Below are 26,771 nucleotides of genomic sequence, written 5' to 3'. Positions count from 1 at the left end.
CCTGACGAGGATAGGCCCAGTGGCCGACCCCGGCCTGCGGTGCGCCGACCGGGTCAGGTCAGGGCGTCCAGACCGCCCAGGCACCCGGCTCGGTCCACCAGGACCGCTTGCGCGTCAGCTGTCCCGCCACACCGTCGTCCAGGTACGGCAGCGTCGCCTCGTCCCGAGGCAGCACCGACGCGGCCCGGCCCCGGGCCCGCCGGACCTCCAGGCGTACCCGGCGGCGGCCCAACCGCGACCGGGTGACCACCGGTACGGCCACCGCCACCTCGACAAGCCCGTCGGTCGGGTCCGGCCCGGCGAGCAACGTCACGTCGTCGAGCCGGGCGTACCCACCCGCGTTGCCGATCGCGCAGGCCAGCAGCGGTTCGTCGCCGTGCGACAGCACGGCGTCGTCCACCTCCACCCGACCACGCCAGGGCAGTGGGGTGCCGTCGTCGCCGGCCGCGCCGAGCAGCGCGCCGTCCAACGTCACCGAACCGCCGTCATGACGCAGCAGATCGAGCCGGCGCGGCGTGCCGTCCAGCACCGCACCGGCCACCGCCACCGGATCGCGGGGCAGCCCGAGCTGCGCGGCGAGGTCGCGGTGCGTGGTGCTGCGGGCCGGATCGAGCGGCAGTACGCCTACCGGTGGCAGGTCCGGCACGGTCCGGTTGCCAGCCAGGTCGTCCGGGCGACGACTGGGCGGCGGCGCGTACCGCCGGACCATCCGGCGTAGCACGGCGCGCAACTGTGCGTCACCGGCCACGGCGACCACGAGCCGGGTCTTGGCATCGGCGTCCGGCCAGGTGAGGCCGTCGGGGCGCGGCGGCCCGTCCAGCCGGGCCAGCACCTCGTCGATCTCGGCGTCCGACCGGGCGGTCACCGTCTCGACCCTGGCGCCCCGGGCCGTCAGCGCATCGGCGCAGGTCAGTACCGGTACGCGCGGGGTCTCGCAGCGTTCCTCGCGATCCGTTGCGGTGTCGGTGCCACCACCACAGCAGGCTCCGCCGCTGCCACACCCGGCTCCCGGAGCGTCCCGCTCGGAGCCGAGGGTGAGCAGCACCACGTCGTACACGGGTAGCTCCTCCTGCTGTTCCCGACGCGACCCCTGCCGGCCGTGCCGTCACTACTTGTTAACCTGACACCCCGGGCTCGCTGACCGGTCGCCATCTGGCACCCGAGCCTTCTGGAGGCGAGAAGATGCCAGCGATCGTGCTCATCGGCGCTCAGTGGGGCGACGAGGGCAAGGGCAAGGTTACCGACCAGCTGGGTGAGCGGGTCGACTACGTCGTCCGCTTCTCGGGTGGCAACAACGCGGGCCACACCGTGATCACCCCGGACGGGCAGAAGTACGCGCTGCACCTGATGCCGTCGGGCGCGCTCTCCCCGAACGCCGTGATCGTCATCGGCAACGGCGTGGTGGTCGACCCGAAGGTGCTGCTCAGCGAGATCGACGGTCTGGCCGAGCGGGGTGTCGACGTGTCCCGGCTGCGGATCTCCGGCGACGCGCATCTGATCATGCCGCACCACCGGGCCCTGGACCGGGTGGTCGAGCGTTACCTCGGCAGCTCGCGGATCGGCACCACGGGACGCGGCATCGGCCCCGCGTACGGCGACAAGGTCGCCCGGATGGGCATCCGGGTGCAGGATCTGCTCGACCCGGGCATCCTGCGCAAGAAGCTGGAGCTCGCACTGCGCGAGAAGAACCAGGTGCTGTTCAAGGTCTACAACCGCAAGGCGATCGACCTCGACGCCACAATCGAGGAGTACCTGGAGTACGCGGAGCGGCTGCGGCCGTACATCGCGGAGACCCGGGCGATGCTCTGGGACGCCCTGGACCGTGGCGACACGGTGCTGCTGGAGGGTGCCCAGGCCACCATGCTCGACATGGACCACGGCACCTACCCCTTCGTCACCTCGTCGAACCCGACGGCCGGCGGGGCGTGCGTGGGCACCGGCATCCCGCCGACCGCGATCACGAAGGTGATCGCGGTGAGCAAGGCGTACACCACGCGGGTCGGTTCCGGACCGTTCCCGACCGAGCTGTTCGACGACAACGGCCAGCACCTGCGCAAGGTCGGCCACGAGTACGGCACCACCACCGGCCGGGAGCGCCGGTGCGGCTGGTTCGACGCGGTCGTCGCCCGGTACGCCTGCCGCCTCAACGGTGTCACCGATCTGGTGATCACCAAGCTGGACGTGCTCACCGGTCTGCCCACCGTGCCCATCTGCGTCGGCTACGAGATCAACGGCAAGCGGGTCGACGACATGCCGATGACCCAGACCGACTTCCACCACGCCGTTCCGGTCTACGAAGAGCACCCCGGCTGGTGGGAGGACATCACCAAGGCGCGCACCGAGGACGATCTCCCCGAGAACGCCCGCAGCTACATCGCCCGCATCGAACAACTCTGCGGCACCCGCGTCAGCGTCGTAGGCGTAGGCCCCGGCCGCGAAGAAAACGTAACCCGCCACCCCCTCCTCCCCTAAACCCCCACCCCCCACCCACCCACCCCCACCCCCCTGACCTCCCGCGTTGATCATGAAGTTGTTGTCACCCCTACGGCGTGTCCGGAGCAATAACTTCATGATCAACGCTTCGGGTCGGTGGAGTTATCCACAGGTGGGGGTTGGTTTTCCACAGGGGGTTTAGTCGATCACCGCGGCCCGGGACAGTCAGTTGGGTGGATGCGTTGACTGTGGTGCGACGGGTGGCGGCCACACAGGACTCGGTGATCACGCTGGCTCAGGCGCGTGCCGCCGGTCTGACAGTGCACGAGGTGCAGCGTCTCTGCCGTGCGGGCCGGTGGCGCGTGGTCGCCAGAGGTGTCTACCTGGTGGATGCTGAGCTGCACGAGGGAGTGCCACGTCGGGCGCGGATCAGGGCGGCGGTGGCGTCATTCGGCCCCGATGCCGCCGCGGTGCTGGCGACGGCCGCCGAGTTGCACGACATCGCAGGGGTCCGCAGGTCGGAAGAGATCCATGTTTCGGTTCCGGGTGTCGCCGCGAGACCGACGAGACCGACCGATCCTCGGGTCACGCTGCACCAACTCGCGATCAAGCCGACAGAGATCGGGGCGGTCAACGGGATCCCCGCCACGAAGCCGGTACGCACCGTCGCCGATCTCATCCTGAGGCTGACCCGCTATCCGGCGGTGTGCCTCGTCGACTCAGCGCTGAACCGGGGATTGGTCAGAGATGCGGATCTGTCAGACGTTCATCGCCTCATCCGGGGACGGCGCGGGGCGGTGGCGGCCCGTGGTTACCTGACCGAGGCGGATTGCCGGGCACAGTCTCCGCTGGAGACGCGTACCCGGTTGCGGTGTGTTGACGGCAGGGTCCCGCCCGATGTCCTCCAGATGGAAGTACGAGACCACGATGGTTATCTGCTGGCCATCGGTGACCTGGGTTGGCGGCGGCACCGGATCATCGCGGAGGCCGACGGGAAGGGGGCACACGATGTCCCCGGTGCTGTCTTCGCTGACCGCCGTAGGCAGAACCGGCTGCTCAACGCAGGCTGGGCGGTCCTTCGCTTCACCTGGGCCGACACACTCCACCCCGACTACATCCCCTGGACCGTTCGACAAGCGATGCAGGTAGCCGTCAGTCGTGACCGATCATGAAGTTGTTGCCCGCCCTACGGCGTGTCGGGAGCAATAACTTCATGATCAACGGGGTTGAGAATGGGGGTCGGTAGGATTGCTCGGCGTGCGGGTTCTTTTGCTTGGTGGTGGAGGGCGGGAGCATGCGCTCGCGCTGGGGTTGGCCGATGATCCGTCCGTTGAGGCGCTGATCGCGGCGCCCGGTAATCCGGGGATCGCGGCGGTGGCTGAGCTGCGGGCTGTCGATCCGGTCGATCCGGTGGCGGTGGCGGGGCTCGCCGTCGAGGTGGGCGCGGACCTGGTCGTGGTCGGGCCGGAGGCACCGCTTGTTGCCGGGGTGGCCGACGCGGTCCGGGCCAAGGGCATCGCGGTCTTCGGGCCGTCGGCCGAGGCGGCCGGGCTGGAAGGCTCCAAGACCTTCGCCAAGGAGGTGATGACCGCCGCAGGCGTCCCCACGGCACGCGCGTACACCTGCTCCGACGAGGCGAGCACGGCCGCCGCGCTGGACCGGTTCGACCCGCCGTACGTGGTGAAGAACGACGGGCTCGCCGCCGGCAAGGGCGTGGTGGTCACCGACGATCGCGCCACTGCCGAGGCGCACGCGCGCGAGTGCGGCCGGGTGGTGATCGAGGAGTATCTCGCCGGTCCCGAGGTCTCGCTGTTCGTGGTGACCGACGGCGAGACGGCGGTGCCCTTGCTGCCGGCGCAGGACTTCAAGCGGGTCGGTGACGGCGACAGCGGTCCGAACACCGGCGGCATGGGGGCGTACGCGCCGTTGCCGTGGGCGCCTGCCGATCTGGTGGACGAGGTCATGCGTGACGTGGTGCACCCCACGCTCACCGAGATGCGCCGCCGGGGTGCACCCTTCTCCGGCCTGCTCTACGTCGGGCTGGCGATCACCGCCGACGGCCCTCGGGTGATCGAGTTCAACGCCCGCTTCGGCGATCCCGAGACCCAGGTGGTGCTCGCGCTGCTGGAGACGCCGCTGGGTGGGCTGCTGCACGCCGCAGCCACCGGCACGCTGGCCGACCATCCGCCGCTGCGCTGGCGTTCCGGTGCCGCCGTGACGGTGGTGGTCGCGGCCGAGGGCTATCCGGCCGGTCCACGTACCGGTGACGTGATCACCGGGGGGGAGCAGCCGGGCGTGATCCACGCCGGCACCGCCCGCCGGGCCGCCGACGGCGCCCTGCTCTCCGCTGGCGGTCGGGTCCTCTGCGGTACGGCCACCGGCCCGGACCTGGCCGCCGCCCGGGACGCCGCCTACCAGGTGGTACGCGGCATCACCCTGTCCGGTTCGCATCACCGGCGGGACATCGCCGCCGCCGCGATCGACGGCCAGATCGCCCTGCCCGTCTGACCAGGTCCACGGGGGACGCTCTCCGGCCGCTGGCGGCACCCCGGCCGACTGTCCACTTTGGTGTTGCTTCACCACGATTCGGCGGGGTGGCCGTGCTGTGCGCCATAGGGGGCGCATGCCGACATTGACGCGTATGCCTCTCGGGGTGATGGACCGGGCCTGAACGTTGCTACCGTCTGCCCAGGTCGAGAAGGCAGACCGCCAGGACTGTCGACTCGGCACTGATGGTGCTCATCCCCGCACTGTCGCGAGTCGTACCGCCCGTCGGCGAAACCGCGGGGGCGGCACTGCAACTCGGCGCACCGGTGGTGGCGTTATTTACCGGTGAGGAGGTGGGATGGACGCTTACGAGTTCGAGACGTTCGTACGCGATTCCGCACCGGTGCTGCGTCGGTACGCACGTGCGGTCACCGCCGATCCGGATCACGCCGAGGAACTCCTCCTGCAGACCTACGTGCGGATGGCCACCGCCTGGGATCGCCTCTTGGACGGGCGTGGCCCACTCGGGTACGCCAAGGTCACGATGGTCCGACTGCACACGAGCCCGCTGCGGGCGATCCTCCGCCGGGCCCGGCAGGTCGCGGCAACCGCGCCGGTGGTGGCTGGCGGCGAGGTGGGCCGGGAGGACGACAGTCAACTGCGCGGACTGCTCGCCGGGCTTCCTCCGTTGCAGCGGGTGGTGCTGGTCATGACCTATCTCGACGACCTGGACGACGAGTCGATAGCGGCAGCGGTCGGGCGTCGACCGGCGACCGTCCGATCGCTGCGCGACCGCGCCCTCGGCACCGTACGGGCCGGTTTGCCGCCCACCCGGGTACGCGCGGAATCGGAGGTGGCGGGATGACCGACATCCGGGACGCGCTGCGGGAGATCTGGACCGCCGACCCTGGTCCGCCCGCCCGGGACCCGGTGCCGGCGGTGCGGGCCCGCCTGCGTCGCCGCCGGAAGGTACGGGCCACCACCGCCGCGCTCGCCTCGTGCGCGGTTGTCGGGTTGGCGGTCTTCATGGCCGCGACCGCCCGGCACGGCACACCGTCACCTCCCGTCGCCGGGCCACCTGCCAGCCCGGTCGTGCCCGAGCTGCGGGGCCTGCCGCCCGATCTGCGACCTGTCGACGCCACCGAGGCGGTGTTGCGGATGGCTCGGCCGGAGGTGGTGCCGACGGGCACCCGGTCGGCGTACGAGGGGACCGGCCCGGTGGCCCGGCTGGTGGTGGTGTTCGACTTCGAGGCGCCGCTGGGCCTGCCCGGTACGCCCCGTGAGGTGACCGTGTCGACCCGCGCTGAGGTGCTGGCCACGGATGAACCGGCCACCTCCACGGCGTACCTCTCGGCCTGGGCGCCGGACGGGCGCAGCTGGTTCATGGCGGTCACGGCGGCCGAGGCTGAAATCCGGTCGTCGACGCTTGACGCGCTCATCGAAGCCAATCTCCGTTGACCTTGACCGGTCAGGCCGCCTGGATCAGCCGATCGGCCACCGCCGGTCGTTGACACCCCGTGTCACGATCATCGTGCCGGTGGCTGGTCAGGACCCACCGGGACGGGGAGGAGGACGCGGTGACCAACTTTCTCGGCGCGGCGCTCAGCTTCCCGACGGTGCTGTTCAGCTTCCTCCTGGTTGTCGTCGTCGGTTACTGGCTGCTGGTATTGACAGGCGTGCTGGATCTCGGCGACGACCTCGACGTCGACGGCGTACCGGGCACCGTACTGGCCGGCCTCGGCCTGGGTGGCGTGCCGAGCGCCGTCATCTTCTCCCTGCTCGTGGCGGTGGCCTGGTTCGTCAGCCTCGCCGGCACCGCCCTGCTCGACGGCCTCGGCCTCGGCTCCGGCACCCGGATCGCCGTCTCGGTGGGCGTCCTGCTGGCCGCCGCGGTCTGCGCCTGGGTGGTGACCCGCCTGATCGCGGTCCCGCTGGGTCGACTTTTCCCGACCGAGACGGACGCCACCCGGCATTCCTTCGTCGGTCGCCTCTGCGTCGTACGCACCGGTACGGTCACCGCCGACTTCGGCCAGGCCGAGGTGACCGCGGCCGATGGTTCGTCGGCGGTGGTGCAGATCCGGCAGCCGGGCGACGAGCGGATGGCGGCCGGCAGCTCCGCGCTGATCTACGACTACGACACCGACGGCGAGTTCTTCTGGGTGATGCCCGCCGGACCCGCCTTCGACCCGATGAGACACATCCCCGAATAACCCACCCCCGACCCGTCGAGGGCAGCCGGTCGACCCCCTTCCGCCGGTCCGCCCCATGCCGCCCCTGAGCCGCCCCGAAAGGAGGATGCGCGGCGTCCGCCCGGCCCGTCGGCCGGTCGTCATCGCCCGCGCGCCCCAGCCATGGATGTCATCACCACTGGTATAGGTGTACTCCTCGCCGTCGTCCTGCTCGTCGCGCTCGGCGTGGTGTTCATGGTCAGCCGACTGTTCCGCAAGGTCGAGCAGGGCAAGGCCCTGATCGTCTCCAAGGTCCGGCGGGTCGATGTGACCTTCACCGGCGCGGTCGTGCTGCCCGTGCTGCACAAGGCCGAGATCATGGACATCTCGGTCAAGACCATCGACATCGAACGGACCGGTAACGAGGGTCTGATCTGTCGCGACAACATCCGCGCCGACATCCGGATCACCTTCTTCGTCCGGGTGAACAAGACAGTCGAGGACGTCATCAAGGTGGCGCAGGCGATCGGCACCGCCCGGGCCAGCGACCGGGAGACGCTCCAGGAGCTGTTCAACGCGAAGTTCTCCGAGGCGCTCAAGACGGTCGGCAAGCAGCTCGACTTCGTCGACCTCTACACCAAACGCGACGAGTTCCGCGATCAGATCATCCGGGTGATCGGCACCGACCTCAACGGCTACAGCCTGGAGGACGCGGCGATCGACTTCCTGGAGCAGACGCCGATGGCGCAGCTCGACCCGAAGAACATCCTCGACGCCCAGGGCATCCGGAAGATCACCGAGCTGACCGCCCTGGAGCACGTGCGGACCAACGAGTTCCGCCGCAGCGAGGAGAAGGAGATCACCCGGCAGAACGTCGACGCCCGGGAGGCGATCCTGGAACTGGAGCGCCGGCAGGCGGACGCCGAGGCCAAGCAGCGCCGCGAGATCGAGACGGTACGGGCGCGCGAGGAGGCCGAGGTCACCCGGGTACGCGCGGAGGAGCGGCTGCGGGCGGAGACCGCGAACATCCGTACCGACGAGCAGTTGGGCGTCCAGCACGAGAACCGGGCCCGGGAGATCGCGGTCGCCGAGAAGAACCGCGAGCGGGTCATCGCCATCGAGACCGAGCGGATCGAGAAGGACCGCCTGCTGGAGGTGATCGGCCGGGACCGGGAGACCGAGCTGAGCACGATCGCCAAGGACAAGGAGGTCGAGGCCGAGAAGCGGGCCATCGCCGAGGTGATCCGGGAGCGGATCGCGGTGGAGAAGACCGTGGCCGAGCAGGAGGAGAACATCAAGCGACTGCGGGTGGTCGAGGAGGCCGAGCGGACCCGCCAGGCGCTCGTCATCCAGGCCGAGGCCGAGGCACAGGAAAGCCTGGTCAAGGACATCAAGGCGGCGGAGGCCGCCGAGGCGGCGGCGAAGCACAAGGCCCGCGAGGAACTGGTGCTGGCCGAGGCCCGGCAGCAGGCCGCCGAGCTGGACACCCGCGCGAAGATCCGGCTGGCCGAAGGTGTCCAGGCCGAGGCGGCAGCGGCCGGTCTGGCCGACGTGCAGGTCCAGGAGCGCAGCGCCGAGGCGATTGAGAAGGTCGGACGGGCCGAGGCCGCGGTCGAGCGGGAGAAGGCAGTGGCTGCCGCCGAGGCGGTGCGCGAGAAGCTGAAGGGCGAGGCCGAAGGTCTCACCGAGAAGGCCGCCGCGATGGCCGCGCTTGACGACGCGACCCGGGAGCACGAGGAGTACCGACTGCGCCTGGAACTGGAGAAGGAGGTCCGGCTGGCCGGGCTGGACACCCAGCGTCAGGTCGCCGAGGCGCAGGCCAAGCTGGTAGCCACCGGTCTGGAGAAGGCGAACATCGACATCGTCGGCGGCGACAGCATCTTCTTCGACAGGCTGCTCAGCTCGATCTCGTACGGCAAGAGTGTGGACGGTTTCGTGGCCCACTCCGACGTGGCGAAGAACCTGACCCAGCCGTGGCTGGACGGCACCGCCAGCTTCACCGACGACCTGGCCCGCATGGTCGGCTCGATCGACAGCGCGGACGTGCAGAACCTCACCCTGTCGGCGTTCCTGATGCAGCAGATGCGCTCCGGCGGTGCGGACAAGGGCAAGCTCCAGGAGTTGCTGAAGGCCGCCCAGCGCCTCGGAGTGGCGGAGACCCCGGTCGCCGCCCTGGCCGGCCCACGGCAGCGCGCCGGTGAGTGAGCCGACCGCCGGTCCGGCCGCTGTCGGGCGTACGCCCGGCGACGTCGGACCGGCCCCGGCCGCACCGGACCCCACCGGGCCGCCAGCGGCGGACGCCGGTACCCGGCCCGGGCTGGACGACGGCAGCTACGAGGTGCTGCGTCGGCGACTCGCCACCCAGGCTGGCGAACTGGCCCGGCGGGCGGAGGCGCTCAACGCCCGGCGGCTGGAGGTCTTCGGCAGCACCGAGCTGCGGCTGCTGAGCACCGAGCGGATCCGTACCGAACACAACTGCGTACCCCGGGACATCGTCTCGGTGGGCGGGCTGATGCTGTTCGGGTACAACGTCTTCATCGGGTTGAAGCCGGAGACCTCCGTCGACGACGTCTTCTCCCTGCACCGGTTCACCCGGGAGCCCGGCAAGCCCGGGAAACCCGGCGAGAGTCGGGACGATGGGGCGGCGGCGGGCGGGTTCCGGTTCGACGAAGCGGGCCACGACGAGCTGCCCGGCCTGCTCCGCGACCCGCAGTTCGTCAGGGACTTCAGTGAGCTGTACCGCTACTACCGGCAGGCCCGGCTGCTGCAACTGCGTCGGGTCGACGGCCGGCTGCTGGCGGTGTTCCAGACCGGGCCGCGGACCGAGGACATCCGGGTGCTGCGGTGGCGGATCGACGTCGACGGCACACCCACCTACCTGGACAGTCGAGGTGAGCGGGACCACGTCTTCCCGCCCTCGCACGACTTCGAGTGGACCGAGACGACCCGCGAGGACCACGTCCTCGGTCGGCATCCGCACATCTCCATCGACGGTCAGGTCTTCGTGGAGACGGTCGGCGGCACGCTCACCGTGAAGGTGGAGAACAACACCGAGGTCGGCGAGGGCATCTACAGCGAACCGGTGGACGAGCCGTTGCAGAGCCTCGCCGACGCCGACGTGCACTGGGCCCGGGTGGGGCCGCTGATCCTGCTGCGGCTGCGGCCGTACAAGGAGACGCAGTGGCGGCACCTGGTGTTCAACACGCTCACCCGGGAGGTGGTCCGGCTCGACGGCATCGGCGTCGCCTGCCAGCGGCTCCCCGAGGACCACGGCATCATCTTCCCGGGCGGGTACCACCTGGCCACCGGCGTCACCCGGACGTTCGACACCGACGTCGCCGACCTGGAGTTCGAGCGGGTGGTGCGCTCGCCCAACGGTGAGGACGTGCTCTACGTCTTCCATGCCCGAGCCGATGGCCGGACCCTGCTGCTGCCGTACAACGCGATCCGCAAGGAGGTCTCCGCACCGATCCCGTGCCACGGCTTCTCGCTGTTCGACGACGGCACGTTCGTGGTGTTCCGGGCGGTGTCCGAGGAACCGACCCGGGTGCACCCGATGCAGGTCTGGCAGACACCGTACGTCTCGGACGCGTACGCGGCGGCGCAGCCGGCCGGCACCGGACCGCTGGAGCGGGTCGGCAACGCCGACCTGGTACGCGGCATCTCGGACTGCCTCTCGGCGGCCAGAATGGTCGACGGGACCGCCACCGCCGGGGTCTACGAGGCGCTCATCGCCGCCTGCGCCCGGATCGTCGACCACTACCACTGGCTCGGCGAGGACGAACTCGGTGACCTGGCCACGCCGCTGAACGGCCTGCGTCGCACCGCCGCAGGGGTGCTGGAGGAACACGAGAAGGTCCGGACGCTCACCGAGCGGGCCCGCGCCGAGCTGGACTCCAGCGCCGAGCAGATCGCCTCGCTGGCCCGGCGGGCCCGGGGCGAGGCGCCGCTGACCGCCGACGACTGGGTCGCCCAGCTCGGTGGCCTGCGCCGGGCGCGCGGGCACCTGGATTCGCTGCGTGAGCTGCGGTACGTCGACCACGACCGGATCGACGAGCTGGCCGGGCGGCTGGACGAGGAACTGGCGGCGGCCGGCCGTCGGGCTGTCGAGTTCCTGCGCCGCGACGAGGCGTTCGGCGGATACCAGCAGGAGGTGGAACGGCTCGCCACGAAGGCCGCCGAGATCGGCACCGTGGCCGAGGCGGGCACCGTCCGCGACGAGTTGGCCGCCCGTACCGATGGACTTCAGACCATCACCGACGTGGTCGGTGGGCTGGACATCGCCGACGCGACAGTCCGCACCGGCATCCTGCGGCGCGTCGGTGAGGTCCTGGGCGCGGTCAACCGGGCTCGCGCGGTGCTGGACAAGCGCCGCCGGGAACTGGCCGCCGCGGAGGGCCGGGCCGGCTTCGCCGCCGAGTTCGCCCTGCTCGGGCAGGCGGTGACAGGCGCGCTGGCGGCTGCGGACACCGCCGAGCGCTGCGATGAGCAACTGGGCCGGTTGCTGCTGCGGGTGGAGGAGCTGGAGTCCCGGTTCGGCGAGTTCGACGACTTCCTCGCCGAGCTGGCCACCCGGCGGACCGACATCTACGAGGCGTTCTCCTCGCGCAAGCAGGCACTGCTGGACGAGCGGGCCCGCCGGGCCGACCGGCTCGTAGCCTCCGCCGAACGGATCCTGGTGAGCGTGCACCGGCGGGCCGGCACCCTCGGCTCGCTGGACGAGATCAATACCTATTTCGCCGCCGATCCGATGGTGGACAAGCTGCGTACGGTGGTCGAGGAGCTGCGTACCCTCGGCGACGCGGTGCGGGCCGAGGAGCTGGACGGCCGGGTCCGGGCCGCCCGCCAGGAGGCCGGGCGTGGCCTGCGCGACCGCCTCGACCTGTACGCCGACGGCGGCGAGACGATCCGGTTTGGGCGGCACCGCTTCGCGGTGAACACCCAACCGATCGACGTGGCGGTGGTGCCGGCTGAGGGCCGGATGGTGGTGGCGGTGACCGGCACCGACTACCGCGCCCCGGTACGCGATGAGGAGTTCCAGCAGACCCGGCGGTTCTGGGACCAACTGCTGGTCTCCGAGTCGGCGCAGGTGTACCGGTCCGAGTACCTGGCCACCGCGATCCTGGCCGCCGCCGAGGCCGGCCGCGACGGGCTCGACCTGGACGCGCTGCACGCGGCGGCGGTCGACGCCGACGGGCTGCGGAACCTGGTCCGAAGGGTCGCCGAGAGCCGATACGACGAGGGATACGAGCGCGGCGTGCATGACCACGACGCCGCCGAGATCCTGCGGGTGCTGCTGCGCCTGCACGCCGGAGCGGGACTGTTGCGCTACCCGCCGGCCGACCGCGCCGCCGCCCAACTCTTCTGGCGGTTCGCCACCGACGAGCCCACCCGGTTGACCTGGTCCGCGCGCGCCGCCTCGCTGGCCCGGGCCCGGGCGCGGTTCGGCCGTCCCGACGGCGAGGACGCCGCCGATCTGCTCTGCGGCCAACTGGCCGAGGCGATCGAAATGTTCCTGCGCGACGCCGGACTGCCGGTACCGCCCGCCGGCACCGCGCTCGCCGGCGAGTACCTGTTCGCCGAACTCGCCGCACCGCCGGTCCGGTTCGTCACCGGCAGCGGCGCGCGTACCCTGCTGGACCGGTTCCGTCGGGCGCTCGGCGGCCCGCAGTCCCGCTCGTCCCGCGAGTTCGACGACGACCTGCGGGCGCTCGGTGCCGACCTGGCCGGCCGCCACCAGCTCATCGAGGCGTGGCTGACCGCCTTCCTGGCCACCGACGAGGCTGGCCTGTCCGGGTACGACCTGCCGGAGGCGGTCGCCGTCGAGCTGTGCGGCCCCGACCTGGCCCGGGAGAACAGCGCGGCGACGATGACGGAGACGGTGGGCGGTCTGCTCGGCGCACACCCGCGCATTGAGGGCTCCACCCTCGACGTGCGGCTGGACGAGACGCTGGCCCGGACCCGTACGTTCCGCGCCGAGCTGGTGCCGGCGTACCGGGACTACCAGCGGCGACGCAACGAGCTGGTGGAGGTCGAGCGGGAGCGGCTGCGGCTGGACGAATACCGACCGAAGGTGATGAACGCCTTCGTCCGTAACCGGCTGCTCGACGAGGTGTACCTGCCGCTGATCGGCGACAACCTGGCCCGGCAGCTCGGCGCGACAGGCGACGGCAAGCGGGTCGACCAGTCCGGCCTGCTGTTGCTGATCTCGCCGCCCGGCTACGGCAAGACCACCCTGATGGAGTACGTGGCCAGTCGGCTCGGCCTGGTCTTCGTCAAAGTCAACGGGCCGGCCCTGGGCACCAAGGTCACCTCGCTGGACCCGGCGGAGGCGCCCGACGCCACCGCCCGGCAGGAGGTCGAGAAGATCTCCTTCGCCCTGGAGCTGGGCAGCAACGTGCTGCTCTACCTGGACGACATCCAGCACACCAACCCGGAGCTGTTGCAGAAGTTCATCTCGCTCTGCGACGGGCAGCGCCGGATGGAGGGCGTCTGGGAGGGCCGCACCCGCACCTACGACCTGCGCGGCAAGCGGTTCGCGGTCTGCATGGCGGGCAACCCGTACACCGAGTCGGGGAAGCGATTCCGGGTGCCGGACATGCTCGCCAACCGGGCCGACGTGTGGAACCTCGGCGACGTGCTCTCCGGCCGCGAGGAGGTCTTCGCGCTCAGCTACGTCGAGAACGCGCTTACCGCGAACCCGTTGCTGGCACCGCTCTCCGGTCGGGACCGCGCCGACCTGGAGCTGCTGGTGCGGATGGCCCGTGGCGACGACACGGTCCGTGCCGACCAGCTGTCCCACCCGTACCAGCCGGTGGAGCTGGAGCAGGTCGTCTCGGTGCTGCGCAAGCTGCTGCGAGTGCAGCAGGTGGTGCTGGCCAACAACCAGGCGTACATCGCCTCGGCTGCGCAGTCCGACGACGCCCGCACCGAACCACCGTTCCAGCTCCAGGGGTCGTACCGGAACATGAACAAACTGGCCGAGCGGATCGTCCCGGTGCTCACCGACGAGGAGCTGGAGGCGGTGATCGACGACCACTACCTGGGTGAGGCGCAGACCCTCGCGGCCGGCGCGGAGGCCAACCTGCTCAAGCTCGCCGAGCTGCGCGGCCGGCTCACCCCGGAACAGGCCGCCCGCTGGGCCGAGGTGAAGGAGGCATTCCAGCGCTCCCGGGCGCTCGGCGGGGCCGGTGACGATCCGGTCGACCGGGCGGTCGGCGCGCTCGGCCTGCTCGCCGACCGGGTCGGCGGAGTCGCCGCCGCCATCGGCCGCGCCACCGAACGCTGAGCACCAAGGCGAGGGAAGGGTCCCTGCTGTGCCGGCGGCGTCAGCAGGGACCCTTCCTTACCGCTGTACGCCTCTGGCTCAGGCGAGCGCCAGGACCGCGGCCAGCACCCGTTGGACAAGCGCCGACTGTCCCTCGGCCTTGGCGTCTGTCGGGCCGGCGGCGAAGACGAATCGCAGGCCGCCGTCGTCGAGGGCGCCGACGGCCGCCTGGTAGCCGTAGCGTGCGCCGGACTTGCCCCAGAACACCCGGCCGTCGGGCAGGCGGATCGAGGAGAGGCCACCGTTGCTGTACTCCGCCCCCGCCCAGGGGTGGGTGAACAGCTCACGTTGCTGCGCGGGGGCGAGCAGCCGGCCGCCGAACAGGGCGGCAGTGAAGCGGTCGAGGTCGGCGACGGTCGAGATCAGGTCACCCGAGGCAGGTGTGAAGGTCTGACTCCAGCGCGTCGCGTCCACAAGTTCGATCAGGCCGCCGCGGTTCACCTGCTGGTAGCCCCGCACGTGCGGGCCACGTATCCCGGTCGCGACGCCCGGGGCGTACGTGTCGCGTAATCCGAGCGGCCGGAAGATCCGCTGCCGCATCTGCTCCGAGTACGACGAGCCGGTCACCCGCTCGATCAGGATGCCGGCGACGATGTAGCCCATGTTCGTGTAGCGCTGGGCGTCGCCTGGGGTGTAGTCGGGCGGGTTCGTCAGCGCCGTGCGCACGATCTGCTCGGGAGTCCAGCGGTCGAAGCGGTGCTGGAGTTGCCAGTCCAGTCCATCGGGCAGGACCGGGCTGGGTAGACCACTTGTGTGGGCGAGCAACTGCCGTACGGTCACCGTCGGCCAGTCGGCCGGGATCAGGTCCGGTAGGTACGGGCGTACCGGCTCGTCGAGGGACAACTGGCCCTCCGCCACCAGCTGGTAGACCACGACGGCGGTGAAGACCTTTGTGACGCTGCCGATCCGGATCCGGGCGTCCGGCGGTACCGGTGCCGAGGAGCGCAGGTCGCGTACGCCGAAGGTGTCCTTGAAGCAGCCGGTCGGGGTGGTGATCCGCAGTTGGGCGCTGGTGGTGGTGAGCTGGGGGTCAGGAATCTCGCCGACCGCTGTGATCACGTTCGTGGGGTCGAGCATGCCGGTCGGGCAGTCGCGGTGAGCAGCGCTGGCGGGCGCGGCCAGGGTACCGGCCAGCAGTGCGCCGACGGTGAACCCGGCGACGAGAATGCGTCTGGTGAGTTTCATGGGGGGAGCCTGCCGAGCCACCTGGGTGGGAGGTATCCGGAATCCACCCGACCATCCCCTGAGGAGACGCCCGTAGGGGCAGGTCTCGATCCCCGTCAGAGCGTCACCGGTGACCGGCCGGTTCGGTAGGCGGGCAACCTCACACCTGACGGCCTCCGTTTGAGTGGTGAGGCGAGGAGGTGGCCGGGTTGCCGGTGGACTACGAGGGTTACCGCGAGTACGTCGCGGCGCGGCTGGATCCGCTGCGGCGTACCGCGTACCTGCTGTGCGGTGACTGGCACACCGCCGACGACCTGGTGTCGACGGCGTTGGTCAAGCTGCTGCGGCACTGGCGAAGGGTGTCCGCGATGGACAATCCCGACGCGTACGTGCGGCGTACCCTGCTGCGGGTCTGGCTGGACGAACGCCGCCGGCCGTGGCGGCGGGAGGACGCCTGGTCCGAAGTACCGGATCGGGCGGTCAACCCGGCCGTCGAGGGCACGGCTGACCGGCTGGCCATCCTCGCCCTGCTCGCCGAGTTGCCGCCGCGCCGCCGCGCAGTCCTGGTGCTCCGCTACTTCTGCGACCTGTCGGTGGAGGAGACCGCCCGGGAACTCGGCTGTACCCCGGGAACAGTGAAGAGCCAGGCCGCCCGGGCCATCGAGACGCTGCGGGGGCGGCTCGTCGGCACCGCGGTCGGCGACGAGGAGGTGCCTGTTCATGGATGAGCTGTCCCGAAAACTGCACGCCGCGGCCGGTGCGCCGGCGCCGAGCCGGATCGACGTGGAGGCGCTCATCGCCGGTGAGCGGCTGCGTCGCCGTCGCGTCCGGCTGATGGCCGGCAGCGCGGTGCTTGTCGCAGCGGTGGCGCTCGCGCCGACGTTGCTTGCTGGTCCTGGCCCCGGCCTGAGTCGTCCACAGCCCGCGATGTCAGCCGCTTCCCTGCCTCCGGCGCTCTGTGCCGTGCCGGAGGATCCGGGCCTACCAAGCCCGGAGTCGTACGACACGGTGCGCCCACGCCCCACCGAAGCGCCGGAGGACGCAGTGGCGAGGCTGACCGGGGTCCTGCGGCCGATGCTGAAGACCCGGCTGCCGGCGGACGTGACGGCGCAGGGGGGCTGGGTGCCCCGCGACTGCGACCTCATCCAGTTCGCCTACGACCCGACGAATCAGGATTACCGGGCATACGCGGTGCTGAGCGGGCGCGGGCTGACGAACTACCTCGTGGTGACCGTCCAGCCGACCCGAACCGATCTACCGGTCCCATGCGTGGACCGCTCCGTCCACCGGGACTGCACCAGCACCCGGCTGGCCGACGGCAGTGTCCTCGTCTCCGGGCTCAGTCGGGTCGGCGAGTTCGGTCACGAGCAGCGATCGGCGCAGCTGCGGCGCGCGGACGGGACGACCGTCAGCGTGCTCGGCACCAATCTGGAACTGCGGGAACGGAAGGCCGGCCGGCCGACCAAGCGGGTGGAGCCGCCGCTGCTCAGCCTGGAGCAGTTGGCTGCGCTCGCCCAGGAACCCGGCCTCACCCTCCACCCCTGAGCCGGCGCCGGATGTCAGCCGTAGTAGCGGCGTAGTTCGCGGGTGAGCACCTTGCCTGTGGCGTTACGGGGCAGGTACTTGACGAAGACGACGTCGCGGGGCACCGAGAAGCGGGCCAGATAGTGCCGGACGTACTCCCGGACCGCCTCGGTGTCGAGGGTCTCGCCGGGGTACAGGGCGAGGAAGGCGGCGAGCCGCTGGCCGTAGTCGGGGTCGGGTACGCCGATGACGGCGGCCTCGCGTACCTGGGGGAGTTGGGTGAGCAGTTGTTCCACCTCGGCGGGGAAGACGTTCTCCCCGCCGGAGACGATCATGTCGTCGGCGCGGCCGTCCACGAAGAGCAGTCCGTCGGCGTTGACCCGACCCAGGTCGCCGGTGTCCAGCAGGCCGTCGTGCCGGTCCCGGTCCGGGCCCGAGGTGTAGCCCTCGAAGAGCATCTCGTTGCCGACCAGGATCCGCCCGACCCGGCCGCCGGGCACCTGCTTACCGTCGTCATCGACGATCTCCAGTCGGGTACCGTACGGCGGTCTGCCCGCCGTGGTGGGCGCTTGTCGCAGGTCGGCGGGGGTGGCGATGGAGGCCCAGGATGCCTCGGTCGAGCCGTACAGGTTGTACAGCACGTCGCCGTAGGTGTCCATGAACGCCGACGGGAGGCCGCCGGGCAGCGCCGAGCCGCTCACCGCGACCACCTTCAGCGGCGGCCGAGGCTCCGGCGGCGGCATTTCCATCAACCGTTGCAGCATCACCGGCACCGCGAACAGGGCCTGACAGCGGTGCCGCACCAGGGCGTCCAGGGTGGCGACCGGATCGAAGCGACGGTGCAGCACGATCGTGGCCCGCAGGGCGAAACAGACCTGTAGTGCCGCGTACCCCCAGGTGTGGAAAATCGGGGCGGCGATCAGCACCCGGTCCCGCACGTGCAGCGGGATCCGGTCAATTATGGACACCAGCGGGCCGAAGCCGTTCGGGGTGGGTCGCCGGGCGCCCTTGGGCACACCTGTGGTGCCGGAGGTGAGCACGATGATCCGGCCGTCCCGCTCGGGCGGGCGGAGCTCGCCGGGGAGGGCTGTGGCGATCAGTTCCGCCCGGTCCTGCTCGTCGAGGCGGTGCAGCTCCGCCGGCAGCCCGAGGGTCCGTTCGGTGAACTCGTCGTCGTGCACCAGGACGCGTAGCCGCTGCTCCTCCGCCACGGTGGCCAGCTGCGCCGGGGAGAGGCCGGTGTTGACAAGTACGGCGTCGGCGCCCAGCAGCGTGGCGGCGACGATGGTCTCGATCAGCCCCGGATGGTTGCGGCAGAGCACGGCGACCCGGTCGCCGGCCTGGACGCCGAGTCCGGCACGCAGTGCGCGGGCCAGCCGCATGGACCTGTCGAGCAGTTCGGCGTACGTCAGCTCGGTGCCCTGGTCGTCGATGACCGCGACCCGGCCCGGGTCCCGGGCCGCCGCCTGGCGCAGCTCACCGGCGAGGCTCCAGCCCCATTTCCGCAGCGCGCTGAGCTGGGATGCGACGCGGATCGGGCGGCCCGGGGCGAGCAGGCCCCGCCGAGTCAGCGTGGTGACGATGAACGGCAGGTCCATGCCCGCGTACCTCCTGGCGGTCAGCGGATCTGCATCCCGGAGATCGCCCGGGAGATGACCAGCCGCTGGATCTCCGAGGTGCCCTCGAAGATGGTGTAGATCTTGGCGTCGCGGTACCAGCGCTCGACCGGGTGGTCCCGCAGGAACCCCGCGCCACCGAGCAACTGGACCGCCTTCTCGGTCACCGACACGGCCACCTCGCCGGCCTTGAGCTTGGACATCGAGCCCTCACCGGCGCTGAACGGTCGGTTGTTGCGGCCCATCCAGGAGGCTCGCCAGACCAGCAGCCGGGCGGCGTCGATCTCCATCCTCATGTCGGCGAGGGCGAACGCGACAGCCTGGTTGGTGATGATCGGACGACCGAACTGGACCCGCTCCTTCGCGTAGTCCAGCGCGTACTCGTAGGCGGCCCGGGCCACGCCGAGCGCCTGGGCGCCGACTGTGGGTCGGGACAGCTCGAACGTACGCATCGCGGCCTGGCCGGAGGCGCGTTGCCCGGAGCGGGCGCGGGCGAGGCGTTCGTCGAGCGCCTCCTTGCCGCCGAGCAGGCAGCGGCCGGGCACCCGGACGTCGTCGAGGAAGACGTCGGCGGTGTGCGAGGCGCGCAGGCCGAGCTTGCGCAGCTTGCGGGTGGCGCTGAGCCCGGCCGTGCCCGGCGGTACGACGAACGCGGCCTGTCCCCGCGAGCCCAGATCCGGCTCGACCGAGGCGGTCACCACGTGCACGCCGGCGATCCCGCCGTTCGTGGCGTACGCCTTCTGCCCGCGCAGCACCCACTCGTCTGTGGCTTCGTCGTAGCTGGCCCGGGTGCGCATGGCGGCGACGTCCGAACCGGCCTCCGGCTCGGAGGTGCAGAAGGCGGCGACGGCCGGGGAGTCGGCGTCACCGAAGCACTGCGGTACCCATTCGACGAGCTGATCCGGGGTGCCCGCGCCATAGATGGCGGCGACCGCGAGGGAGGTGCCGAAGATGCTCAACCCGATGCCGGCATCGCCCCAGAACAGTTCTTCGCTGGCGATCGGCAGCGACAGCCCGGTGGGGTCGGCCCAGCAGGTGGCGAGGAACTCGAAGCCGTAGAGCCCGACCTTCGCCGCCTCCTGGATGACCGGCCACGGGGTTTCCTCGCGGGCGTCCCACTCGGCCGCGGCTGGGCGCACGACCTCGCTGGCGAAGCCGTGCACCCAGTCCCGTAGATCCCGCTGTTCCTCGTTCAGGTCGAGCGAGAACTCGACCATGTCAGGCCTTGGGGATGTCGAAGAGGTTCGCGATGTTGGCGGCCAGGCCCAGGTCACCCTTTGCCTTGAGCTTGCCGGTCATGAACATCATGACCGGGTTGGCGCTGCCGGAGACGATCTTCAGGAACTCGACCGGGCCGAGGGTCAGGCTCAGCCGGGGGTCGTGCTGCGGGGTCTCGTTGACAGTGCAGGTGCCGTCAGCGATGACCACCTCGTAGGTGTCGGTGCCGCCGTCGGGGGCGCCCGTGATGTTCCAGTGGATGACCGCGTTTGTGGAGCCGGCCCGGTCGGCGCGGAACAGCTGCGGCATCCGCCCGAAGACCTCGCCGAGGATCTTGCCGCGCAGGTCGCCGGACATCACCTCGGCCAGCTTGCTCTCCGGGGTGTTCTTGACGAGCTGGGCGAACTCTTTCGGGCCGACGTTCGCGAAGTTGGCCGGGTCGAAGTCAGTCATGGAAAGGCACCTCTCGGCTGTTGGCTACTCGTGCGTAACCTTACGCATGGGTAGGTATGCTCGCAAGGTGTCCACCGGCCCTGCCTTCAAACGCCTCCCTCGTGCCGTACGGGAGCAGCAGATGCTCGACTCCGCGGTGCGGGTCTTCTCCCGGCGCGGGTACCACGGCGCGAGCATGGACGAGATCGCCGAGGTGGCCGGCATCTCCAAGCCCATGGTGTACGCGTACCTGGGCACCAAGGAGGAACTCTTCGTCGCGTGTCTGCACCGCGAGGGCACCCGGATGATGGAGGCCATCGCCGGTGCCGCCGCTCCGGACCTGCCGGCCGACGAGCGACTCTGGCGCGGGTTGCGGGCCTTCTTCGGCTTCGTCGGCGCGCACCGGGACGGCTGGGCGGTGCTCTACCGGCAGGCCCGCGCCCAGCAGCCGTTCGCGGGTGAGCTGGCCGTGATGCGGGCCCGGCTGGTGGAGGTGGTCGCCGGGATGTTCGACCACGCGCTGCGCGCCGGAGGCCGTGAGGTGGCCGACACCGAGCTGGAGGTTGTCGCGTACGCGTTGGTCGGTGCGAGCGAGTCGCTTGCCGACTGGCTGGCCGACCATCCGGAAGCCGACCCGGAGAAGACCGCCACCCGGATGATGAACGTGGCCTGGCTCGGCGCCGGGCAACTCCTGCACGGCGTCACCTGGCACCCGCCTCAGGAGTAGGGGGCGGCCCAGCGCCGGGAACGCGATCGCAGTCACGCATCGCCGATGGAACCTCGGCACCGGGCTCCACCATCGCCGGCAGCGGGCGTGCTCGTCGGTGCGCCCAGCGAGCCGTCTCCACGATCACCGTGACGCTCAGCGCGAGGCCGAGCCCAAGTAGCAGCCCGCGCAGCGGGTCCTGTTCGAACGCGAGCCCGCCCAGATAACCGACAAGCGCCGAATAGATCCCCCAGGTGCCGGCGGCCAGTGCATCGAACATCAGGAACCGTGACCGGGGAAACCGGGTCGCCCCCATGGTCATGGTGACAGCCGTCCGACCACCCGGTACGTATCGCGCCACGGCCAGGATCAGACCGCCGCGTAGGGCGATGCCCCGGCTGGCCCAGGCGTACACCGCACGGCGCCGCCCCTGTGCCGGTAGACGGGTGAGCAGGCGTCCGCCACCGCGTCGGCCGATGGCGTACGACATGTGGTCACCGACCAGGGCGCCGGCCGCCGCCGCCACGATCACCAGCGGCAGCGCCGGCTGTCCGGTCGCCGCGAAGACCCCGGCGGTGATGACAGCGGTTTCGCTCGGCACCACCGGGAAGAACCCGTCAACCACCGCGACCGCGAAGAGCGCCAGGTAGACCCAGGGCGAGGACATCGTCTCGTGGAGCAGGTCGAGCACCAGTTGCATGCTTCCGATGCTGGTCCCCGCGTAGGTTCCGGCCATCGACCGATAGTCATGACCGTCCCGCTACCTAAGTTGTGGTCAGCCCTGACTCGGGCTCCGGGCCAACCCCGAGAAGGGCGGGTCGGCCGCCCGGAAGTGTCCCCCCTCTGGCCGTCGGCGGCGGTCCGACCGGCCCGGACGCCACTAGCCTGCAACGATGGCGATCGTCGAAGTCCGGACACCGCTCCGGCGGATCGCGCTGCCGGTGCTGGCCGTACTGGTGTCGGTCGGGGTCTGGATGTCCGCGAACGGCGCGGCCGGAGTGGCGTCACCTCTCCCCCGGGCGGTGGTCCTCGCCGTCGTCGTCGCCTCCGGAACTGCTGTGGCGCTGGCGCGGGTACGCCGCTGGCCGCTGTTCGCCGTGGCTGCCGTCGGTTGGCCGCTGCTTGCCGCCTGGCCGATACCGGCGGCGGCGTCCCTCCTGGCCGGGCTGTGGCTGCGGGGCCGTCGGCGGATCGTCGCCTACCTGGCCGGTGCGGTGCTGGTGACGGCCATCGGTGTGCTGGTGGGGTGGGCGGCTGGCGGGCACCGGCAGATCACCATCGCCACGCCGGGCAATGTGCTGACGCTCTTCGCCTGGCTGGTGCTGCTGCCACTGGTGATCGGGCTCTGGACGCGGGCCCGGCGGGACACCGTCGGCGCGTTGCGCGACCGGGCTGAGCAGTTGGAACGTGAACAGCTGGCCCGCGTGGAGCAGGCCCGCGCTGAGGAACGGGCCCGGATCGCCCGGGAGATGCATGACGTGGTCGCCCACCGGGTGTCGCTGATGGTGGTGCACGCGGGCGCGTTGGAGGTGACATCCGCCGACTCGGCGGCGGTGGAGACCGCGTCGCTGATCCGATCGACTGGTCGGCAGGCCCTCGCCGACCTGCGCGAGGTACTAGGCGTGCTGCGTGGAGCGGCCGGACCCGTACCGCCGCCCGGATTGTCGGAGGTGGATGTCCTGATCCAGGAGTCGCGTACCGCCGGCCTGCGGGTCGACCGGCATGACGAGGGGATCCCCCGACCCCTGCCGGCCACGGTCGGGCGGACGGTGCACCGGGTGGTACGGGAGGCGCTGACGAACGTACGGAAGCACGCGCCCGATGCGGACACCACTGTCAGCCTGCGGTACCTCTCCAGCGGGGTCGAGGTCGGGGTGCGCAACGGGCCGGCGATCGGCGGGTCGGCGCTGCCCGGTGCCGGGTTGGGCCTGATCGGTCTGCGGGAGCGTGTGGAACTGCTCGGCGGGCGGCTCACCGCCGGACCGTACGGCGGGGGCTTCCTGGTCCGAGCGCTGCTTCCGACGGAGGAGCCGGAGTGATTCGAGTTCTGGTCGTCGACGACGAGCAGTTGATCCGGTCCGGCCTGCGGTTGATCCTCGAAGCGGCCGGCGACATCACGGTGGTGGGCGAGGCCGCGGACGGCGCTGCGGCCGGCGCCGAGGTGCGGCGGCTCCGACCGGACGTGGTCCTGTTGGATGTCCGTATGCCGGGCATGAACGGCCTCGCCGCCGCGCCGGACATCGTCGCCGCCGGGGCGAGAGTGATCATGCTGACGACGTTCGACCGGGACGCGTACGTACACCACGCCCTGCGTGCCGGTGCGGTCGGCTTCCTGCTCAAGGACACCGCACCGGCCGACCTGACCGCCGCCGTACGCGCCGTGGCCAGCGGTGACGCCATGCTCGCGCCCGCCGTGACCCGACGCCTGATCGCTTCCTTCGCGGAGCGCGGCCCGGCCCGACGTCACACGGCCCGGCGTCAACTCCAGTGCCTGACCGCACGGGAGTTGGAGATCGCGCGTGCGGTGGGGCGGGGATGCGCGAACGCCCAGATTGCTCGTCAACTACTGATGAGCGAGGCCACTGTCAAAGGGCACGTGAGCCGGGCGATGACGAAGGTCGGCGCCGGGAACCGGGTGCAGTTGGCGATCCTGGTCCACGATGCCGAGCTGCCCTGATCGGTGCGGAAACGTTCAGCGTCGGGCGGCCCGGCGATGGGCGCGACGCCGCAGTCCGCGTACCAGCTGCACCAGCAGGGTCACCGCGATCGACAGGCCGATCCCGGCCAGGATTCCGTAGATCGGTTCACGCTCGAAGGCCAGCCCACCGAAGGTCCCGAGCAGTACGCAGTAGAGCGCCCAGGTCCCGGCGCCGATCAGGTCGTAGAGCAGAAACGGGCGCAGCGGGTAACGCACCGCCCCCATGGTCAGGGTGACAGCCGTCCGCCCGCCGGGCAGGTACCGGGCGGAGGTCAGGATGACGCCGCCGTGCCGGCACACCGCCCGCCGCGCCCACTGCCCGCCGGCGCGGCGTCGGCTGTCCTCCGGCGAACGGTCCAGGCGACGCGAGCCGCCGCCGCGCCCGATGGCGTAGGAGACATGGTCGCCGAGTACGGCACCGAGCATTGTCGCCACGATCACCACCACCAGATTCGGTTCACCGCCGGTGGCGAGGACGGTGACGGTGATGACCGCCGCCTCGGCCGGTACCAGCGGGAAGAACGCGTCGATCGCGGTGAGTCCGAACAGCAGCAGATAGACCCACGGCGAGGTGAGCGTGTGCCGGAGCAGGTCGAGCGCGGCCTCCATGGCTTCATGCTCGCCGCCGGGCGGTCGCATCGGGGCGGGACGGACGGATCACCGCTAATGGGGCCTTCAACCCGTTGTCACGGTCAACCGGGTGGCCGTACCGCCTTCGGTGTCGAGCAGAACCTTCCGCACCCGCTTGTCCTCCGCCGTCGGTCCGTGGGAGGTGAGCACCACCGGCACGCCGAGCGCCTGCTCCACCGCCGTGGGCCAGTCGGCCGGCGGAGGGGAGTCGTAGACGGGTCTGGTCCGCAGCAGGCGTGCGGTGAGCGCGGCCTGCCGGTCGAGGTCGCCGGGAGGGCCCGGCACCAGCCCGTCCAGGTCTGTGTAGCGGCGGCAGATCCGCAGGTCGAGCCCCTGACCCACGAGATCCAGGTGGGTAAGCGCCAGGCCGTCGACCCCACCGTTGACCGCCAGCGCGTACGCGTGGGCGACGGCGTCGAAGTGGCCGAACCGGAAGCGACCCTGCCACGGATTCGTCCCGTTGTGCGGTTCGGTCAGCCCGAGCGTCGGATCCTCGGTCACCAGCGGTCCCGGCCCGTGTCGGGTGGTGACCGTACGCAGCACACCGATCCGGGTTGCCGAACCGGCCAACCCTGCCTCGGCCAGCAGCGCCTCGGCGTTCGCGGTGGTCGTGGTGCTCCAGGTCGTGTACGGGTGAAAGCCGTGCCACTCGTCCAGCAGCACCCCCTGGGCGCCCTCGAAGACGCACGTCCCGGCCCGGAGCTCCCCGGAGAGCCAGCCCGGGTCGACGATCGTCACCCGTTCGGCGAACGCCAGGTAGGCGGGCAGACAGTCGGCGACCGGCGGGGCGTCCAGCGGGCCGAGTTCGGCGCTGAGCCGGTCCCGCAGCGCGGTCAGCCGGCGGCGCAGCAGCTCCGGGCTGCGGCAGTCCGCCACCCGGGGCGCCTGGTCGGGGTGGGTGAGACCGTACGCGACGGCCTCACCCACCCCCAGCCCGCAGGAACCGTGCCGGTCGGCTCCACGGGCCAGCTCCCGGGCCCGGTTCGCGGCCCGGTGGTACGGGGTGGCCAGCAGCGCCTCCCCGTCCACGGTCAGCCTGTCGAACGCGTCGGGCACCCCGACGGCGGCGAGGTGGTCCGCCTCGGCGGCCAGCGCGAGCGGGTCCACCACCACGTGCCGGGACAGGTGGGTGCACACTCCGGGGCGGAAGGTGCCGGCCCCGAACTGGGCGAACGTGTGGTGCCGGCCGTCGCGCAGCACGACGTTGTGTGCCGCCTGCGCACCCCCGTTGAACCGCACCACAGTCCGTACCTGTCGGGTCGCGCAGAGCCAGTCCACGACGGTGCCCTTGCCCGCGTCGCCGTACCCGAGGTCGACCACGATCATGTGCTGTCCGCGCGGCCCCCTCGCCGCCGGACCGCCGGTCACCGTGCCGCCCGGCACCACACCCGCCGCCGGCCGGGTCACAGCCGGATCACTCCGCGTCCCGTGGTGCGGTTGGCCGGCAGCTCCGACACCTCGGCCCGCGATCTCCCGTGGAACCGGGCGAGCGCCTTCGACACGGTGCCGGTGGCCGCCGAGCCGGCCCGGTCCAGGTCCCGCAGACCCTGGTCGAGGTCGATGGCCTGCTCGCCGAGACCGACGGTGAGCGCGATGGTCTCGCAGACCGCACCGAGGTCGTCCAGCTCCAGGGCGTTCTGGCCGAGCAGGCCACGCCAGAAGTCCAGCACCCGCCGGTTGCCCGAGTAGTGGCTGCCGGCGGGGAGCAGGTAGTAGGTGTCCCACCGGCGGGTGACCTCGTCGACGATCTGCCGCACCGGCACGTCCTCGCGCAGGTCGTCGTCGATGAGTCGGGCCACCTCGCCCGACTTCACCTGCGGGTACGCCAGTTCGTCGCCGATCACGAACAGGTAGCCGCGCCGGCCACGCTTCTCCCAGCTGTCGGTGACCGTGCGCCGGGCCATGAAGTACAGCGCCAGCTCGTACGACTCCCGCATCTGGCCGCCGCCGCCACCCTCCAGCACGATCCGGCCGAGGTCGTCGTCCATCCGGTTGTCGGATTCGAACTGCCCCACCTGCAACGGCACCCGGTCACAGGTGGCGTCGCCGATCGCGCCGAACATGATCTGTGGGTCGCGGGCGTATCCCTGGCGCAGCAGCAGACCCAGCAGCTGCGGCAGCTTGGCCTGGAGGACGCGGGGCACGTGCCCCATCGAGCCGGTCACGTCGAACAGGACCGCGACGGGGGTCGACTGCGGGTGTTCCGCGCTGTCCCGGCTCTCCCGTACCGCGCCACGCGGGTCCAGTGCGGGGTGCACCACCCGCGCCCCGCTGTCGCTGTACGAGAAGGCGCTGGTGCCGGTGGCCCGGCGGTACCGGTCGGCGGCGTCGTACACATCTGTGGACCATGCTCCGCTGCCCATGGCAG

Annotated in this window: 22 protein-coding genes; 13 read left to right on the top strand and 9 right to left on the bottom strand. The window is 71.1% G+C overall.

What is annotated here, in order from left to right:
* Window positions 1-58 precede the first annotated feature (58 nt).
* The gene (locus Van01_RS08915; RefSeq protein WP_204003616.1) at window positions 59-1,057 is read right to left on the bottom strand and encodes a diacylglycerol kinase family protein; all 999 of its coding nucleotides are present in this window, start codon (window positions 1,055-1,057) and stop codon (window positions 59-61) included.
* A gap of 125 nt (window positions 1,058-1,182) precedes the next feature.
* Here Van01_RS08915 and Van01_RS08910 point away from each other — a divergent pair, with 125 nt between their 5' ends.
* From Van01_RS08910 to Van01_RS08875, 8 genes are all read left to right on the top strand, one after another.
* Window positions 1,183-2,472 (top strand): adenylosuccinate synthase, encoded by a 1,290-nt coding sequence (locus Van01_RS08910; protein WP_204003613.1) that lies wholly within the window; start codon window positions 1,183-1,185, stop codon window positions 2,470-2,472.
* A gap of 194 nt (window positions 2,473-2,666) precedes the next feature.
* The gene (locus tag Van01_RS08905) at window positions 2,667-3,605 is read left to right on the top strand and encodes a type IV toxin-antitoxin system AbiEi family antitoxin domain-containing protein (protein ID WP_204003610.1); all 939 of its coding nucleotides are present in this window, start codon (window positions 2,667-2,669) and stop codon (window positions 3,603-3,605) included.
* 85 nt (window positions 3,606-3,690) lie between these two features.
* Entirely contained in the window at window positions 3,691-4,941 is a 1,251-nt protein-coding gene (gene purD, locus Van01_RS08900) for a phosphoribosylamine--glycine ligase (RefSeq protein WP_204003608.1), read from the top strand.
* A gap of 337 nt (window positions 4,942-5,278) precedes the next feature.
* Window positions 5,279-5,785, top strand: a complete 507-nt coding sequence (locus tag Van01_RS08895) for a sigma factor-like helix-turn-helix DNA-binding protein (protein ID WP_204003603.1) — start codon at window positions 5,279-5,281, stop codon at window positions 5,783-5,785.
* On the top strand, window positions 5,782-6,378 hold the full coding sequence (locus tag Van01_RS08890; protein ID WP_204003593.1) for a hypothetical protein: 597 nt from the start codon (window positions 5,782-5,784) through the stop codon (window positions 6,376-6,378). The genes Van01_RS08895 and Van01_RS08890 overlap by 4 nt, the downstream gene beginning before the upstream one ends.
* Window positions 6,379-6,497: 119 nt before the next feature.
* Window positions 6,498-7,130: a hypothetical protein gene (locus tag Van01_RS08885; protein ID WP_204003591.1), complete on the top strand. Its 633-nt coding sequence runs from the start codon at window positions 6,498-6,500 to the stop codon at window positions 7,128-7,130.
* 141 nt (window positions 7,131-7,271) lie between these two features.
* Entirely contained in the window at window positions 7,272-9,293 is a 2,022-nt protein-coding gene (locus tag Van01_RS08880; protein ID WP_204003589.1) for a flotillin family protein, read from the top strand.
* Window positions 9,286-14,376 (top strand): DNA repair ATPase, encoded by a 5,091-nt coding sequence (locus Van01_RS08875; RefSeq protein WP_239098953.1) that lies wholly within the window; start codon window positions 9,286-9,288, stop codon window positions 14,374-14,376. The genes Van01_RS08880 and Van01_RS08875 overlap by 8 nt, the downstream gene beginning before the upstream one ends.
* A gap of 78 nt (window positions 14,377-14,454) precedes the next feature.
* Here the strand turns inward: Van01_RS08875 and Van01_RS08870 are convergent, their stop codons facing one another.
* Window positions 14,455-15,600, bottom strand: a complete 1,146-nt coding sequence (locus Van01_RS08870) for a serine hydrolase domain-containing protein (protein ID WP_204003586.1) — start codon at window positions 15,598-15,600, stop codon at window positions 14,455-14,457.
* Between the two features lie 179 nt (window positions 15,601-15,779).
* On the opposite strand from Van01_RS08870, the gene Van01_RS08865 reads away from it, so the two are divergent.
* Both Van01_RS08865 and Van01_RS08860 read left to right on the top strand, forming a co-directional pair.
* The gene (locus tag Van01_RS08865) at window positions 15,780-16,307 is read left to right on the top strand and encodes a SigE family RNA polymerase sigma factor (RefSeq protein WP_373306226.1); all 528 of its coding nucleotides are present in this window, start codon (window positions 15,780-15,782) and stop codon (window positions 16,305-16,307) included.
* Complete coding sequence (locus Van01_RS08860; RefSeq protein WP_204003583.1) at window positions 16,300-17,124, top strand: hypothetical protein; 825 nt, start codon at window positions 16,300-16,302, stop codon at window positions 17,122-17,124. The genes Van01_RS08865 and Van01_RS08860 overlap by 8 nt, the downstream gene beginning before the upstream one ends.
* 14 nt (window positions 17,125-17,138) lie before the next feature.
* On the opposite strand, the gene Van01_RS08855 is transcribed toward Van01_RS08860, so the two are convergent.
* The 3 genes from Van01_RS08855 to Van01_RS08845 are packed head-to-tail and all read right to left on the bottom strand — an operon-like array spanning window position 17,139 to window position 20,390.
* Window positions 17,139-18,701: an AMP-binding protein gene (locus tag Van01_RS08855; protein ID WP_204003580.1), complete on the bottom strand. Its 1,563-nt coding sequence runs from the start codon at window positions 18,699-18,701 to the stop codon at window positions 17,139-17,141.
* Between the two features lie 20 nt (window positions 18,702-18,721).
* Window positions 18,722-19,936 (bottom strand): acyl-CoA dehydrogenase family protein, encoded by a 1,215-nt coding sequence (locus Van01_RS08850; protein ID WP_204003564.1) that lies wholly within the window; start codon window positions 19,934-19,936, stop codon window positions 18,722-18,724.
* A 1-nt stretch (window position 19,937) separates the two neighbouring features.
* The gene (locus Van01_RS08845) at window positions 19,938-20,390 is read right to left on the bottom strand and encodes an SCP2 sterol-binding domain-containing protein (protein ID WP_204003559.1); all 453 of its coding nucleotides are present in this window, start codon (window positions 20,388-20,390) and stop codon (window positions 19,938-19,940) included.
* Window positions 20,391-20,457: 67 nt separating this feature from the next.
* Here Van01_RS08845 and Van01_RS08840 point away from each other — a divergent pair, with 67 nt between their 5' ends.
* A complete protein-coding gene (locus tag Van01_RS08840; protein WP_204003557.1) occupies window positions 20,458-21,096 on the top strand; it encodes a TetR/AcrR family transcriptional regulator in 639 nt (212 codons plus the stop codon).
* On the opposite strand, the gene Van01_RS08835 is transcribed toward Van01_RS08840, so the two are convergent.
* Window positions 21,071-21,775, bottom strand: a complete 705-nt coding sequence (locus Van01_RS08835) for a DedA family protein (protein ID WP_204004445.1) — start codon at window positions 21,773-21,775, stop codon at window positions 21,071-21,073. The two genes, Van01_RS08840 and Van01_RS08835, sit on opposite strands and share 26 nt — an antisense overlap.
* Window positions 21,776-21,968: 193 nt before the next feature.
* Between Van01_RS08835 and Van01_RS08830 the strand changes: the two genes are divergently transcribed.
* Together Van01_RS08830 and Van01_RS08825 are read left to right on the top strand one after the other, a co-directional pair.
* Entirely contained in the window at window positions 21,969-23,114 is a 1,146-nt protein-coding gene (locus tag Van01_RS08830) for a sensor histidine kinase (RefSeq protein WP_204003555.1), read from the top strand.
* Window positions 23,111-23,752 (top strand): response regulator, encoded by a 642-nt coding sequence (locus Van01_RS08825; RefSeq protein ID WP_099848142.1) that lies wholly within the window; start codon window positions 23,111-23,113, stop codon window positions 23,750-23,752. The genes Van01_RS08830 and Van01_RS08825 overlap by 4 nt, the downstream gene beginning before the upstream one ends.
* Before the next feature lie 15 nt (window positions 23,753-23,767).
* Here the strand turns inward: Van01_RS08825 and Van01_RS08820 are convergent, their stop codons facing one another.
* The 3 genes from Van01_RS08820 to Van01_RS08810 all read right to left on the bottom strand — a co-directional run bounded on the left by Van01_RS08820 (window position 23,768) and on the right by Van01_RS08810 (window position 26,766).
* Window positions 23,768-24,382: a DedA family protein gene (locus Van01_RS08820; RefSeq protein WP_204003553.1), complete on the bottom strand. Its 615-nt coding sequence runs from the start codon at window positions 24,380-24,382 to the stop codon at window positions 23,768-23,770.
* A gap of 66 nt (window positions 24,383-24,448) precedes the next feature.
* Window positions 24,449-25,729 carry an adenylosuccinate synthetase gene (locus Van01_RS08815; RefSeq protein WP_204003550.1) on the bottom strand — a complete coding sequence of 427 codons (1,281 nt, stop codon included), beginning with the start codon at window positions 25,727-25,729 and terminating at the stop codon, window positions 24,449-24,451.
* A 77-nt stretch (window positions 25,730-25,806) separates the two neighbouring features.
* On the bottom strand, window positions 25,807-26,766 hold the full coding sequence (locus tag Van01_RS08810) for a hypothetical protein (RefSeq protein ID WP_204003547.1): 960 nt from the start codon (window positions 26,764-26,766) through the stop codon (window positions 25,807-25,809).
* Window positions 26,767-26,771: the final 5 nt, after the last annotated feature.

Origin of the sequence: Micromonospora andamanensis (assembly GCF_016863495.1) — a bacterium.
GTDB lineage: Bacteria > Actinomycetota > Actinomycetes > Mycobacteriales > Micromonosporaceae > Micromonospora > Micromonospora andamanensis.
The sequence above is the reverse complement of the archived record's forward strand: the minus strand, read 5'-3'. Positions and strand labels throughout refer to the sequence as shown.

Coding starts and splice junctions, on each gene's coding strand:
- Van01_RS08910 (WP_204003613.1), top strand. CDS start 1,183: ATGCCAGCGATCGTGCTCATCGGCGCTCAGTGGGGCGACGAGGGCAAG.
- Van01_RS08895 (WP_204003603.1), top strand. CDS start 5,279: ATGGACGCTTACGAGTTCGAGACGTTCGTACGCGATTCCGCACCGGTG.
- Van01_RS08890 (WP_204003593.1), top strand. CDS start 5,782: ATGACCGACATCCGGGACGCGCTGCGGGAGATCTGGACCGCCGACCCT.
- Van01_RS08880 (WP_204003589.1), top strand. CDS start 7,272: ATGGATGTCATCACCACTGGTATAGGTGTACTCCTCGCCGTCGTCCTG.
- Van01_RS08870 (WP_204003586.1), bottom strand. CDS start 15,600: ATGAAACTCACCAGACGCATTCTCGTCGCCGGGTTCACCGTCGGCGCA.
- Van01_RS08860 (WP_204003583.1), top strand. CDS start 16,300: ATGGATGAGCTGTCCCGAAAACTGCACGCCGCGGCCGGTGCGCCGGCG.
- Van01_RS08855 (WP_204003580.1), bottom strand. CDS start 18,701: ATGGACCTGCCGTTCATCGTCACCACGCTGACTCGGCGGGGCCTGCTC.
- Van01_RS08850 (WP_204003564.1), bottom strand. CDS start 19,936: ATGGTCGAGTTCTCGCTCGACCTGAACGAGGAACAGCGGGATCTACGG.
- Van01_RS08845 (WP_204003559.1), bottom strand. CDS start 20,390: ATGACTGACTTCGACCCGGCCAACTTCGCGAACGTCGGCCCGAAAGAG.
- Van01_RS08835 (WP_204004445.1), bottom strand. CDS start 21,775: ATGCAACTGGTGCTCGACCTGCTCCACGAGACGATGTCCTCGCCCTGG.
- Van01_RS08830 (WP_204003555.1), top strand. CDS start 21,969: ATGGCGATCGTCGAAGTCCGGACACCGCTCCGGCGGATCGCGCTGCCG.
- Van01_RS08820 (WP_204003553.1), bottom strand. CDS start 24,382: ATGGAGGCCGCGCTCGACCTGCTCCGGCACACGCTCACCTCGCCGTGG.
- Van01_RS08815 (WP_204003550.1), bottom strand. CDS start 25,729: ATGATCGTGGTCGACCTCGGGTACGGCGACGCGGGCAAGGGCACCGTC.
- Van01_RS08810 (WP_204003547.1), bottom strand. CDS start 26,766: ATGGGCAGCGGAGCATGGTCCACAGATGTGTACGACGCCGCCGACCGG.